The sequence below is a fragment of the Methanocaldococcus vulcanius M7 genome (assembly GCF_000024625.1).
In the GTDB taxonomy this organism is placed as follows: Archaea; AGJL01; Methanococci; order Methanococcales; family Methanocaldococcaceae; genus Methanocaldococcus; species Methanocaldococcus vulcanius.
Map to the genome: position 1 here is coordinate 782,570 of NC_013407.1, position 13,052 is coordinate 795,621.

14 protein-coding genes are annotated in these 13,052 nt (G+C 32.1%); 12 read left to right on the forward strand and 2 right to left on the reverse strand.

The features are described 5' to 3' along the window. Nucleotides 1-10 precede the first annotated feature (10 nt). From METVU_RS03965 to METVU_RS04000, 8 genes are all read left to right on the forward strand, one after another. The gene (locus tag METVU_RS03965; RefSeq protein WP_015732889.1) at nt 11-214 is read left to right on the forward strand and encodes a histone family protein; all 204 of its coding nucleotides are present in this window, start codon (nt 11-13) and stop codon (nt 212-214) included. 166 nt (nt 215-380) lie between these two features. Continuing rightward, complete coding sequence (pyrH, locus tag METVU_RS03970; protein ID WP_015732890.1) at nt 381-1,061, forward strand: UMP kinase; 681 nt, start codon at nt 381-383, stop codon at nt 1,059-1,061. Between the two features lie 2 nt (nt 1,062-1,063). Next, nucleotides 1,064-1,258, forward strand: a complete 195-nt coding sequence (locus METVU_RS03975) for a DUF2116 family Zn-ribbon domain-containing protein (protein ID WP_015732891.1) — start codon at nt 1,064-1,066, stop codon at nt 1,256-1,258. A gap of 277 nt (nt 1,259-1,535) precedes the next feature. Then, nucleotides 1,536-1,928 carry a 30S ribosomal protein S6e gene (locus tag METVU_RS03980; RefSeq protein ID WP_015732892.1) on the forward strand — a complete coding sequence of 131 codons (393 nt, stop codon included), beginning with the start codon at nt 1,536-1,538 and terminating at the stop codon, nt 1,926-1,928. Between the two features lie 393 nt (nt 1,929-2,321). Then, entirely contained in the window at nt 2,322-3,557 is a 1,236-nt protein-coding gene (locus tag METVU_RS03985) for a translation initiation factor IF-2 subunit gamma (RefSeq protein ID WP_015732893.1), read from the forward strand. A 174-nt stretch (nt 3,558-3,731) separates the two neighbouring features. Beyond that, entirely contained in the window at nt 3,732-4,817 is a 1,086-nt protein-coding gene (locus tag METVU_RS03990) for a DNA double-strand break repair nuclease NurA (protein WP_015732894.1), read from the forward strand. A 79-nt stretch (nt 4,818-4,896) separates the two neighbouring features. After that, on the forward strand, nt 4,897-6,864 hold the full coding sequence (metG, locus tag METVU_RS03995; RefSeq protein WP_015732895.1) for a methionine--tRNA ligase: 1,968 nt from the start codon (nt 4,897-4,899) through the stop codon (nt 6,862-6,864). Between the two features lie 74 nt (nt 6,865-6,938). After that, the gene (locus tag METVU_RS04000) at nt 6,939-7,661 is read left to right on the forward strand and encodes a PHP domain-containing protein (protein WP_015732896.1); all 723 of its coding nucleotides are present in this window, start codon (nt 6,939-6,941) and stop codon (nt 7,659-7,661) included. Between the two features lie 24 nt (nt 7,662-7,685). Here the strand turns inward: METVU_RS04000 and METVU_RS04005 are convergent, their stop codons facing one another. Both METVU_RS04005 and METVU_RS04010 read right to left on the reverse strand, forming a co-directional pair. Further along, entirely contained in the window at nt 7,686-8,258 is a 573-nt protein-coding gene (locus METVU_RS04005) for a zinc ribbon domain-containing protein (RefSeq protein WP_015732897.1), read from the reverse strand. Nucleotides 8,259-8,349: 91 nt separating this feature from the next. Next, nucleotides 8,350-8,829 carry a hypothetical protein gene (locus tag METVU_RS04010; protein ID WP_015732898.1) on the reverse strand — a complete coding sequence of 160 codons (480 nt, stop codon included), beginning with the start codon at nt 8,827-8,829 and terminating at the stop codon, nt 8,350-8,352. Nucleotides 8,830-9,073: 244 nt separating this feature from the next. On the opposite strand from METVU_RS04010, the gene METVU_RS04015 reads away from it, so the two are divergent. From METVU_RS04015 to hisF, 4 genes are all read left to right on the forward strand, one after another. After that, nucleotides 9,074-10,246 carry an RNA ligase gene (locus METVU_RS04015; protein ID WP_015732899.1) on the forward strand — a complete coding sequence of 391 codons (1,173 nt, stop codon included), beginning with the start codon at nt 9,074-9,076 and terminating at the stop codon, nt 10,244-10,246. A gap of 220 nt (nt 10,247-10,466) precedes the next feature. Next, nucleotides 10,467-11,243, forward strand: a complete 777-nt coding sequence (locus tag METVU_RS04020) for an ABC transporter permease (protein WP_015732900.1) — start codon at nt 10,467-10,469, stop codon at nt 11,241-11,243. 127 nt (nt 11,244-11,370) lie between these two features. Further along, nucleotides 11,371-12,147 carry an ABC transporter ATP-binding protein gene (locus tag METVU_RS04025; protein WP_015732901.1) on the forward strand — a complete coding sequence of 259 codons (777 nt, stop codon included), beginning with the start codon at nt 11,371-11,373 and terminating at the stop codon, nt 12,145-12,147. A gap of 64 nt (nt 12,148-12,211) precedes the next feature. Continuing rightward, entirely contained in the window at nt 12,212-13,036 is an 825-nt protein-coding gene (gene hisF, locus METVU_RS04030) for an imidazole glycerol phosphate synthase subunit HisF (protein ID WP_015732902.1), read from the forward strand. The last annotated feature ends 16 nt before the right edge of the window (nt 13,037-13,052 follow it).

The window sequence follows — 13,052 nt, forward strand, 5'->3', positions numbered from 1 at the left end:
AGGTGATATTATGGCTGAGCTTCCAGTTGCACCATGCGTAAGGATATTGAAAAAGGCGGGAGCAGAGAGAGTTAGTGAAGAGGCAGGAAAATACTTTGCTGAGGTATTAGAAGAAATTGCATTAGAGATCGCTAAGAAATCTGTCGAATTGGCTAAGCATGCGAAGAGAAAGACCGTTAAAGTTGAAGATGTAAAGATGGCTTTGAATGGATAGAGCCACCCTTACATAATAATTATTAATATGCAACACCTTTTTATTTTTTGTGGATATTAATCTTTATATTTTAATACTCGAATTTATATTGAATTAAAATTAAATACTCCCTTTTTAATACTTTGAATGACTCTTTTAGACGGATCATGATAAAAGGTGAAAAAGAATGAGGATCGTTTTTGACTTGGGCGGATCGGTTGTGATGCCAAAAGAAGGAGCAGATCCAGAAAAAATTAAAAAATATGCAAATACTTTTAAGGAAATTAAAGATGAAGGGCATGAAGTTGCGATAGTAGTTGGAGGAGGTAAAACTGCAAGGGAGTATATTGAAATAGGTAGAAAACTCGGAGCAAATGAAAGTTTTTGTGATGAGCTTGGGATAATGGCTACGAGAATGAATGCAATGATACTAATAACCGCCTTAGGAAATTATAGTATAAAAAAAGTCCCTACATCATTTGAAGAGGCAGAGTTTATTTTAAATTTGGGAAAAATTCCTGTTATGGGAGGAACACATCCTGCACATACAACGGATGCGGTAGCTGCTTCATTAGCAGAGTTCATAAACGCAGATCTATTAGTTATAGGAACGAATGTCGATGGTGTTTATGATAAAGACCCAAATAAATATTCAGATGCAAAAAAACATGAAAAGATGAGTGTAAAAGAACTTGTGGAATTGTCATTATCCTCTTCATTAAAAGCTGGATCTTCCTCAGTAGTTGATCCCCTTGCAGCGAAAATTATTGAGAGGGCTAAATTAAAAGTAGCAGTAGTCAAGGGAACTCCAGAAGAACTCCTAAATGTCAGTAGAGGAGTCATAAACGGAACAATAATAGAGGGATAGATATGGAAATACCAAAACATAGACATTGTTTAAACTGTGGGATTTCTATTCCACCAGATCAAGTATTCTGCTCAGAAAAATGCAGATTAGAGTATATGCAAAGAAGAAAGAGAATGTTAAGGACACAATACATGTTTTTAGCAATTGCAGGGCTTATCATTCTCTACTACATAATTACAATTGCATTCAAAGTTTAACCAAAAACTATTTAAAACATATTCTCCTCAATAAATACTGCCCTACATTCTCTCTATTGTCCTGACCTCAGGTTGGGACTCGTTGATGATCCAGTTGAGTTCCGTTCCTTTTCCCCAAAGGAACGAAAAAACGATGAAACTGGGGAGGCGGAGGGCGATTCTAACAAGACAATCTCAACATTAAAATATTGAAAAACAAGACGTTTTTATTAACAGAAATTAAAATTTAAACAAACATTCAAAAATAAAAAATAAAAAGAAACAAAGAGGGATACTAATGCCAACAGCTAAATTCGTTGTTGCAGATCCAAAAAACGGAAAATGTTATCAAATTGAAGCAGACAACACCCCATTAGTAGGGAAGAAGATCGGAGAAATATTCGATGGTAAAATAATCGGATTAGAGGGGTATAAATTACAAATAAGAGGAGGAACCGATTCAAGCGGTTTTCCAATGAGACCAGACATACATGGCAGTAGGAAAGTTAGAGTATTGTTAAGCGCTCCTCCTGGATTTAAACCAAGGAAAAAAGGAGAAAGAAGAAGAAAGACAGTAAGAGGAAACACGATAGCTTCAGATATTGTCCAAATAAATGTCAAAGTTGTTGAATACGGCGAAAAAACCATTCCAGAATTATTGGGTCTTGAAGGAGGAAGCGAAGAACAATAAATAATTAAAAATAATTAAAATAATTAATCTAAAATAATTAAAGGACGTGTAAATAACTCTTACCATTAATCAACAACTTTTTTTATTTTTGGAGTATAATGCAAGATTCAATGTCTCTATTTTAAATACGTAGTTTATAAAGAATTTTAAGTTAGGGATAATGAAGAATAAGAAAAAATTTTAAAACTTCTATAAAAAGTTATAAATATAAATTCGTAATAACCCCAATTAATAAGGATTATTTAGTAATCACAAAGATAAATATAAAATTGTAGGATTCAACTAAACAAAAAATAAAATTAAAATAAAAAATTAAACAAAATAGATTAAATTATATTAAAAATTATAAACTAATTAAACAATAAAGGTCAAAAATAATTAAAGGGGATAGATATGACAAAGAAAAAACAGACAAAACAGGCAGAAGTTAACATAGGTATGGTAGGACACGTTGATCATGGAAAAACGAGTTTAACTAAGGCCTTAACAGGAGTTTGGACTGACAGACATAGCGAAGAGTTAAGGAGAGGAATATCTATTAGATTAGGTTATGCCGACTGTGAGATAAGAAAATGCCCACAGTGTGGAACTTACACTACAAAACCAAGATGCCCCAACTGCTTAGCAGAAACAAAATTCTTGAGAAGGGTTTCTTTTGTTGATTCTCCGGGACATGAGACGTTAATGGCTACAATGCTTTCCGGAGCTTCTTTAATGGATGGAGCAATTTTGGTTATAGCCGCTAATGAACCCTGCCCTCAACCTCAAACAAAAGAACACTTAATGGCTTTGGAGATTTTAGGAATTGATAAAATCATAATTGTGCAGAATAAAATTGATTTAGTTGATGAGAAACAGGCAGAAGAGAACTATGAACAGATAAAAGAATTTGTTAAAGGAACCATAGCTGAAAACGCTCCAATAATTCCGATCTCAGCTCATCATGAGGCAAATATTGATGTTTTGTTAAAGGCAATACAGGACTTTATTCCAACACCTGAAAGAGACCCTAATGCCACGCCAAGAATGTATGTTGCAAGAAGTTTTGATATAAACAAACCAGGAACGGAAATTAAAGATCTTAAAGGAGGAGTATTAGGAGGAGCAATAGTTCAGGGTGTCTTTAAAGTAGGAGATGAGATCGAAATCAGGCCGGGAATAAAAGTAACAGAAGAAAATAAAACATTCTGGAAACCATTAACAACCAAGATCGTTTCATTAGCCGCTGGAAACACCACACTTAGAAAAGCACATCCTGGAGGTTTAATCGGAGTTGGAACAACATTAGATCCTTATTTAACAAAATCAGATGCTTTAACTGGAAGCGTTGTTGGATTACCAGGAACTCTACCTCCAATAAGAGAAAAAATAACAATAAGAGCTAATTTATTAGATAGAGTTGTAGGAACGAAGGAGGAGTTAAAAATAGAGCCATTGAGAACTGGAGAAGTTTTAATGCTTAACATTGGAACCGCAACAACTGCAGGGGTTATAACATCAGCAAGAGGAGATGTTGCAGATATAAAATTAAAACTTCCAATCTGTGCAGATGTTGGAGATAGAGTGGCTATAAGCAGAAGAGTTGGATCAAGATGGAGATTAATTGGTTATGGGACAATTGAGGGCTAAAATTTTCATTATAACAAGTAAAATATCAAAATGAAGAATATTTAGAAATTATAAATAGTTATGATAGAAAAATTACCAAAACGTTTAATGATTTTTTAGGATATTTTTCCTTTTTTATCAAATTTTTATCTATTGTTTAGTTTTTAATGTTAATTAATCAGAAGGGGATCGTTTATGATAGAATATCTTCTAAAAAATAGAGATCAGATAATTAAAAAAATGGAAAAAATTAATGACATTGATAAAAAAGAAGTTGAAGAACATTGGATTTTAAACGATTTTGACGATCCTGTGGACTTAAACTTCGCAGGAGGAGATGGAAGTTGTAATAAAATAGATTACATCTCTTTTTCATTCTATGGTGTTGGAGCAGTTAGTTTTATGCATAGAAACGGAGAAAAAATAAGGCAAGTTGGTGAGGAATATATTTTTGACATTGCACATCCCTTAGAGATTGAAGATAGAATTAGGAGATTTATGCAAATACTTGAATTAAAAACAGCAATGTATGTTTTGAAAAATTATAATGTAGATTACTACCTCTTCGATGGCTCTTTATTCTCACTATTGATCTCTACAAAGAAAGGGATGGAGGCGTATGAGGAACAACTAAAAAATGTATTTCTTGAATATAAAAAGGAATTTAGTAAAAAAATTGATGAAGAAATAGAAACTGGAGAAATTGGGGTCATATCAAAAGATCTCGAATATAATTTAAATGAAAAAATATTGATAGAACATGTAGAATATATTATAACCCTGACAAAATTGATTAATGAATTTAAGGATAAATTAATAGGAATCTCAAAAACATCAAAAATAAATATCTACTTCGACAGAAACATGCCAGACATTGCAATATTTACAAAATATACTGATAAAGCAGGATATTCAAAACCCATCGATTTTCTTGGGAAAATAGGTGATGAAAAAAAAGAAAAACATAAACAACTGAGCAGTATAGTGAAAGGGATCCATTTTATAGAAAAACACCCATTTAATGCAAAAATTGGAACAGCATATATCCAATTTATACGATTAGAAGACAACTGTGGGGTTGTGGGCTTAACAAGCTTTAATAAAGTTGATGAAGGAGTAATCTCATCAATAAAAGAAATATCAATAAATGGCTACCCTTATATTTTAAAAAAAGCACATAATACAGTAGAACTAACTACAAAAAAGCTTGAAACCATTGCAAAGATGTTGAATATAGATGATCCAATTGCGAGACATATATTAGGTAAAAGAAAAAAATAAAAATAAACTTAAAAAATAAAACAATTAAAATTTAAAAGTTAAATGATAAAAATAGCATAAAAATATTTGAGGGATAAACATGCGATACCTAATAACCACCGCCTTAGCATACACAAACGGCCCCTTACATTTAGGACATGCAAGAAGCACCTACATCCCAGCAGATATTATGTATAAATACTTAAAGTTAAGAGGAGAGGATGTTATACACGTTGGAGGGACAGACAACCATGGAGTTCCCATAACATTAACTGCTGAAAAAGAAGGAAAAAGCCCAGAGGAGATCGTTGAAAAATATCACAATGAGATTAAAGAGGACTTAGACCTGTTAAATGTTGAGTTTGATGCCTTTGGAAAGACACACAGCCAAATACATATAGAGACAGCTCAGGAGTTTTATTTAAAGTTGAAAGAGAATGGTTATATTTATGAGAAGGAGATAGAGCAATTTTACTGTCCAAAATGTAAAAAATTCTTACCAGATAGATACGTTGAAGGAATCTGTCCCTACTGTGGAGGAGAAGCAAGAGGAGATCACTGCGAAGTTTGTGGAAGACACTTAGAGCCATTTGAGTTAAAAAACCCATACTGTGTAATTTGTAAAGGAACACCAGAAATTAGAAAAACAAAACACTACTTTTTCAAGTTGAGTGCTTTAAAAAATGAGTTAGAGGAATATATTAAAAATGCAGAGGAGATGCCAGAACATGTTAAAAACATGGCCTTGAATTGGATTAAAGAGTTGCATGATTGGGACATTTCAAGAGACATAAGTTGGGGAGTTCCAATTCCTGGAACTAATCAAGTAATGTATGTTTGGTTAGAAGCCCCTATTGGATATATCTCATTTTCAAAGATGTTAGGAGATATTTGGAAGAAATATTGGTTAGAAAAAGGCACAAAGATTTATCACTTCATTGGGAAAGATATAACGGTTCATCATGCTGTCTTCTGGCCGGGGATGTTAATTGCTCATAAGGGATTTAATTTACCAGCAGCAGTGGTTAGTGGTGGTTATTTAACCTTAGAAGGACGAAAGATGAGCACAAGTAAAAAATGGGTTGTTTGGGTTAAGGACTTTGTTAAAAACTTTGATGCTGATTATTTAAGATATTATTTGATAATGTCAGCTCCTCTCTTTAAAGATTGTGATTTCTCATTTGATGATTTTAAAAATAAAATAAATAATGAACTAATTAACATTATTGGTAATTTTACACATAGGGTTTTAACGTTCACACATAGAAAGTTTAAGAAAGTTCCAATCGTTGATGAAAACAGATTGAAAGAAGAGGATAAAGCGTTATTAAAAAAGTGTGAAGAGACGATTAAGGCAGTAGATAAAAATATAAGAAGTTTTAAATTTAGAGATGCGTTAGTTAATATACTACATCTTGCTATTGATGGAAACGCTTACTTCCAAAAGATGGAGCCATGGGCAGTTAAAGATGAGGAAAGATTAAAGGAAATATTATATACCTGTTGTAAGACAGTTAAAACTCTCATCTATTTGTTGTATCCTTACATGCCCAAAAAAGCACTTGCACTGTTGGAGTTGATGAACGAAGAACTCGATCTGAATTTAAGAGGAAATGAGTTAAAAAAACCAAAGATAATATTTAAAAAGGTAGAAGACAGAAAGATAGAGGAAATGAAGAAAAAACTATATAAAAATGATAAAAATGAAAACAACAATAAAACTGCAGAGGGAGAAAAAATGGAGCAGATAGACATAACATATTTAGAAAAGATCGATTTGAGAGTTGGAGAAGTTGTAGAGGCAGAGGATATACCAAAGTCCAAAAAGTTATTAAAACTTATAGTTGATTTAGGAGATGAAAAGAGACAGATCGTCTCTGGAATTAAAGATTACTACAAACCAGAGGAGTTGGTTGGTAAAAAAGTTATAGTCGTTTGTAATTTAAAACCTGCTAAGTTGTGTGGTGTTTTATCTGAAGGAATGATCTTGGCAGCTGAGGATGATAAAGGAAATGTTGTTTTATTAACAGTAGATAAGGATATAAAAGCAGGAAGCAAAGTTAGGTAAAATTAAAACAGGAAAATAAACATAAACTTTAACTTAAATATTTAAAAACGAAAATATAAACTTTGGGGACACAAATGAAGGAAACAAAAGTAGATTTACATGTTCACTCCATAGTGAGCAAGTGTTCTTTAAATCCAATTTTTTTACTTAAAAAGATCTGCAAAAAAAAGAATATACTCCCTGCCGTTTGTGATCACAATAAACTCACAAAATTGGACTTTGCAATTCCTGGGGAAGAGATAGCAACTAAAACAGGAGAGTTTATTGGGTTATTTTTAAATGAGGAGGTTCCTTCAAACTTGGATATTTATGAGGCATTGGATAGGGTTAATGAGCAGGGTGGGTTGGTATATTTACCTCATCCTTTCGATCTACATAGGAGAAGAAGTTTGGCTAAATTTGGAATTTTAGAAGATAAGGAGTTTTTAAAACAGGTAGATATTGTTGAAGTTTTTAATAGTAGATGTAGGGACATTACTGCAAACTTAAAGGCCTTTGAGTATGCTGAGAAGTATGGTTTTGCAATGGGATTCGGAAGTGATGCTCACTTCATTTGGGAGATTGAAAACGCCTATGTTGTATTTAATGAGTTAGATTTCGAAAAACCAGCAGATTTATCTCCAAAAGAGTTCTTAAAATTTCTAAAAATAAAAAATGATGAATTAATAAGATCAAAATCCTCTTTACTAAAAAATCCCTGGAAAACTCAATACCACTATGGTTCATTAGGGAGTAAATATAATATAACCCTTTATAGCAAGGTTCTAAAAAAGATTAGAAGAAAATTTGACATTTAAAGATATTTAATCATTAACATACATCTATGGCTTTCTTTTAAGTCGATAACCGCAATAAGGACAAATTATCCACTCTGGTTGAATAGGACGCTTACAATTTGGACATCTTAATACTGCCTCTTCCTCTTCTTTTAATTTTGCTCCACAGTGAGCACAATGTTTCCAAGAGTCGGAGATGTAGTTGTTGCAGTTTGGACACTTTGCAATCTCTTCTTCAAATTTCATGCTTTTGATTTCTGCACCACAATTTGTGCAAAAATTCCATCCCAAATCGATCGGTGAGTTGCAGGACGTACAAAGAGGAACAAATGTAGAAAATTTCGTTCCCAATGCTTTTTTGACTTTCTCAAGAGTTATCATTGCTTCTCTTCTAAGAATTTCATCAGGATCGTATTCTATAATTTGATTTAGCAAAGTAATAATTTCATTTAATGTTACTTTATCATAAGTATCTAAGTAGATAAGTGCCTCTGGTCTGACTTCTGCAATTTCTTGTAGTTTTCTTAACGTTACGAGTTTTGTAGCAGGAACTGAACTTCTCAATCCTGAGACAATACTCATCTTTTCTTCATCAGTTAAAGGAACTACTCTAACCATACGCTACCCCTCCCCTTTTAATTTTTTATTTATGATTATTTCTATCATTATTATTACGCATATTATTACAAATAATTTACTTTCAAAGCAATTACTTAACAGTTAGATGCTTATTAACCCAAAGGTCTCCTAAGGACAGTAACTTATCCATACAGTATAACGTAGCGGAAGGAAGCTCATTTTCAGAAACATTTAACAATCCTGAGAGTTCCGCATCCCTTCTATCTATTTTAAATTTATAGTATGGCTGAATTCCTCCATTTCCAGCATAATAACAGATTATTTGGACTTCATCTACGTCAGTATTTTTAAACACGTAGTATGTTATTATTGCAATATCTTTTCTGCTTTGTGCATCTAACCCATAAGGTGAAGTTCTATCTCCAATTTTAGTTTTTACCTGATAAACTATGGCAGTTTTTACCCCATTTATTGTTCTATTCTCTATCTTTATTACATCATGTTCTTTATATAACACGTCAGGATATTTTTTTGGGAATATTACAACACATCCACACAGTATCACAACTGCAAGAACCACAACTCCCCCAATAATTTTAAATTTATGCATAACCCCTCTCCCCACAAGATGTTCTTTAAAATTGGTTATATAACTAAGAACTATTTGCAGAATTTATATAAATACTATTTCTTTTCACTCTCTATTTATATGTTTATCCCTCGTATTTATTATATTTCATTTAACAATATATAATCTTCATAGCAAAAACTTGTATAACCCAAATAAAAAACAAAATAAATAGTTAAATAGATTAGATTAAAATTAAAAAACAACACAATTAAGGGGAAGAGTTATGAATGTTTTATCCTATGATTTAAATAAAATTGCTGAAAAGCTTAACATTTCATTAAAGGATTTAAACAAAGCATTTAAAAAGAGAATTTTAAGAGAGAATGAGTATAAAGATGTAAAAACACTCATATTTAAAAAAGATTTTAGGGGGATAGAGAAAGGAACAGTAATATTTTTAAATAAAAATCTTGATGTAGTTAGAGGTTATCCTAAAACTTATCGAGCAATAACTCTATATCCTACAATAAAAAAGCATTTTGTTGATAAGGTTGTTGTTGAAGAAAAGTTAAATGGATACAACATAAGAATTGTAAAGATAGAGGGAGAAGTATATGCGTTAACAAGAGGTGGGCATATATGCCCATTTACCACAAAAAAAGTAAAAAAATTTTTAGATTTAAGTATATTAGATGAATTTAATAACTATATGTTATGCGGGGAGATGATTGGAAAAAACAATCCCTACACTCCTTACTACTACGAAGAAGTAGAAAGGGGCTATGAAAATTTAGGTTTTTATATATTTGATATAAAAGAGAGGGATTCCAATAGATCCCTTCCAATAAATGAAAGAATAGCCCTCTGTAAAAAATATAACTTACCATACGTAAAACCACTGGCTATCCTTGATAAAGATACTGCCCACTTACATATAAAAGAGATAATAAATGATTTAAACAGAAGAAAGAGAGAAGGAGTTGTTATGAAAGACCCTGAAATGATAGTTCCTCCAATAAAATACACTACCCACTATACTCAATGTGAAGACCTAAGATCTGCGTTTACGTTTTTCTTTGACTTAGGTGTGGATTTTTTATTTAGTAGGGTTGTAAGAGAGGGCTTTATGAGTTATGAGTTTAAAGATAGTGAAGAGGATTTAAAAAAGAGAGCAGAAGATTTAGGAGAGGCAATATTGGTTCCGATGGTTGAGACAATACGAAAAATTTCAAATGGAGAAAGGGTCTCTGAGGATTTTGAATTGATATTTGATAGTGAGGATGATGTTGATGAATTTATATATTTTATGAGAAAGATGAAAATGTTAATTGTTATAAAGGATATTAAAAAGATCGATACCAATGAGGGAGTTAAAATAAAGGTTTTAATTGGAAAAATTTATAATAAAACCAATGATAAAGTTATAAGCTATTTAAATGGGACGCTCTGGGAATAACAAACTTTAAATACTCCTTACTCTTTTAAAATTTTATTATTTTATTAATTGTTGAACTACCAATTTTGGTTAATTGAGGTTATTTACCACCCAAGTAGTGTTAACTAAATCAATATTAAATTTAATAGCAGGGTATTAATAATAAACACAATTATAATATCCAAGATTATGGGTAAAATTTATCGGAATTGAAAATAATTAGATTAGAAAGGGGATAGGTGTGAAAATAAATGAAAAAGAATTGGCTCTAAAACTCGCCCTTCCAGTTATTGCAGTTATAGTATGGGAATTGTTAGCAATATATATAAACAATCCAGTTATTCTTCCAAGAGTTGAAGCAGTTGTAAATGTTTTAATACATCCAAATCAGGGGATATTAGGGACAGGAAACTTAATAGAGAATACACTAATCAGTATAAAAAGGGTTTTAAGCGGATTTTTCTTAGCTTCTGCTGTTGCAATTCCACTGGGAATATTAATGGGACATTATAAAACAGTCAACAACTTATTTGATACAATAATTGAACTGTTAAGGCCAATTCCTCCTCTGGCCTGGGTTCCATTATCTCTGGCATGGTTTGGATTAGGAGAGATGTCAATGATCTTTATAATATTTATTGGAGCGTTTTTTCCAATATTGATAAATACAATCTCAGGAGTTAAGAGTGTTCCAACACCGTTAATAGAAGCAGCACTAACATTGGGAGCTAAGGGAAGGGATATTCTTCTAAAAGTAGTTATTCCTGCATCATCTCCAAGTATTTTAACAGGTTTGAGGGTTGGGGCAGGGATTGCATGGATGTGTGTTGTAGCTGCCGAAATGCTACCTTCAAGTAATGCAGGTTTAGGTTATCTAATAATGTATGCCTACTCTATCAGTAGGATGGATGTAGTTATTGCGTGTATGATAATTATTGGAATAATTGGTTTGATATTAGATAGAGGTTTGAGATATATTGAGGATAAATATTTTGTGTGGAGAAAGATGATGAAATAAAACATCCAGAACATAAAAAACTAAAAAACTAAAAATCTAATTGTTAAAAATCTAATTGGATGAACAAATAATAATATTAATAATAACTAAGTAATAACTAAGAATAATAATTAAATTAAGGGATAAAATGAACGTAAAACTAAAAGTTGAAAATTTATCAAAGATCTTTGAGTTTAATGGAAATAGGGTTAAGGCCTTAGAAAACATCAACTTAGAAGTTTACGAAAATGAGTTTTTAACAGTAATGGGACCGAGCGGATGTGGAAAGACCACTCTCTTAAGAATAATAGCTGGCTTGGACACTCCAACTGAGGGGAGAGTTTTACTTGATGGAAGAGAAGTTAAAGGGCCAGGAGCGGATAGAGGGGTTGTTTTTCAACAATATACTCTAATGCCCTGGAGAACCGTGTTAAAGAACGTTACATTTGGATTAGAACTGAGGGGAGTTCCAAAAGATGAAAGGATTAAAATAGCAAAAAAATTTATTAAAATGGTTGGTTTAGAAGGATTTGAAGATGCGTATCCTTATCAACTAAGTGGAGGAATGCAACAGAGGGTAGCAATAGCAAGAACTTTGGCAAATAATCCAGAAATTGTCTTGATGGACGAGCCATTTGCAGCGTTAGATGCTCAAACAAGAAACATACTGCAAAATGAGTTATTAAAAATATGGCAAAAAGATAGAAAAACAGTATTCTTTGTTACTCACAGTATAGACGAGGCAATATATCTCTCAGATAGAGTAGTTGTTTTAACTGCAAGACCTGGAAGAATTAAAGAGATCGTTGAAATAAAATTAGAAAGGCCAAGAGATAGAACAAGTATAGAGTTCCTTGAATACAGAAAACTACTTTTAGAAATATTAAAAGAAGAAGTATTAAAAACAATAAAAAGAGGGGAGTAATAAAACCCTTAAAAAGTGAGATAAAAATATAAAAATTAAATAAAATGAAATTAAAGGGATTAGTATGCTAACAAAGAGAATTATTCCATGTTTGGATATTAAAGATGGAAGAGTTGTTAAAGGCACAAAATTTTTAAATCTTAGAGATGCAGGAGATCCTGTTGAATTAGCACAGTATTATGATGATGAAGGAGCAGATGAACTTGTGTTTTTAGATATAACTGCATCAGCAGAGAAAAGGAGCATATTAATAGATGTTGTAGAAAGAACTGCGGAAAAGGTTTTTATACCTCTAACTGTTGGAGGCGGAATAAAATCCATAGAGGATTTTAGGATGATCCTGAGAGCAGGGGCTGATAAGATCTCTATAAACACATCTGCGGTAAAGAATCCCATGTTAGTAAAAGAAGCAAGTGAGATCTTTGGTTCTCAGTGTGTTGTTGTTGCTATCGACGCAAAAAGGCATTATGTAAAAGAAGATGAAATTGAGAGTATTAAAGAAGATGGGAAAAATATATTCAAAGTTGAGGATGGCTATTGTTGGTTTGAAGTTTACATTTATGGAGGAAGAAAGGAAACAGGAATTGATGCTGTGAACTGGGCTAAGAAGGTTGAAGAATTAGGAGCAGGAGAGATCTTACTAACAAGTATGGACAAGGATGGAACTAAAAGCGGATATGATATAATTTTAACAAGAGAAATATCAAAAAGCGTTAAATTGCCAGTTATTGCCTCTGGTGGAGCAGGAAAACCAGAACATGTTTATGAAGCTTTTGTTGAAGGAAAGGCAGATGCTTCACTAATGGCAGGCATTTTACATTACAAAGAATACACTATAAAAGAAATAAAAGAATATTGTGCTGAAAGAGGTATTCCTATGCGTCTTTAATAATTAAATAAACCAA

What these genes read in the sequence shown, in the direction of transcription:
- METVU_RS03965 (WP_015732889.1), top strand. Translation starts at nt 11, where the DNA reads ATGGCTGAGCTTCCAGTTGCACCATGCGTAAGGATATTGAAAAAGGCG.
- pyrH (WP_015732890.1), top strand. Translation starts at nt 381, where the DNA reads ATGAGGATCGTTTTTGACTTGGGCGGATCGGTTGTGATGCCAAAAGAA.
- METVU_RS03975 (WP_015732891.1), top strand. Translation starts at nt 1,064, where the DNA reads ATGGAAATACCAAAACATAGACATTGTTTAAACTGTGGGATTTCTATT.
- METVU_RS03980 (WP_015732892.1), top strand. Translation starts at nt 1,536, where the DNA reads ATGCCAACAGCTAAATTCGTTGTTGCAGATCCAAAAAACGGAAAATGT.
- METVU_RS03985 (WP_015732893.1), top strand. Translation starts at nt 2,322, where the DNA reads ATGACAAAGAAAAAACAGACAAAACAGGCAGAAGTTAACATAGGTATG.
- METVU_RS03990 (WP_015732894.1), top strand. Translation starts at nt 3,732, where the DNA reads ATGATAGAATATCTTCTAAAAAATAGAGATCAGATAATTAAAAAAATG.
- metG (WP_015732895.1), top strand. Translation starts at nt 4,897, where the DNA reads ATGCGATACCTAATAACCACCGCCTTAGCATACACAAACGGCCCCTTA.
- METVU_RS04000 (WP_015732896.1), top strand. Translation starts at nt 6,939, where the DNA reads ATGAAGGAAACAAAAGTAGATTTACATGTTCACTCCATAGTGAGCAAG.
- METVU_RS04005 (WP_015732897.1), bottom strand. Translation starts at nt 8,258, where the DNA reads ATGGTTAGAGTAGTTCCTTTAACTGATGAAGAAAAGATGAGTATTGTC.
- METVU_RS04010 (WP_015732898.1), bottom strand. Translation starts at nt 8,829, where the DNA reads ATGCATAAATTTAAAATTATTGGGGGAGTTGTGGTTCTTGCAGTTGTG.
- METVU_RS04015 (WP_015732899.1), top strand. Translation starts at nt 9,074, where the DNA reads ATGAATGTTTTATCCTATGATTTAAATAAAATTGCTGAAAAGCTTAAC.
- METVU_RS04025 (WP_015732901.1), top strand. Translation starts at nt 11,371, where the DNA reads ATGAACGTAAAACTAAAAGTTGAAAATTTATCAAAGATCTTTGAGTTT.
- hisF (WP_015732902.1), top strand. Translation starts at nt 12,212, where the DNA reads ATGCTAACAAAGAGAATTATTCCATGTTTGGATATTAAAGATGGAAGA.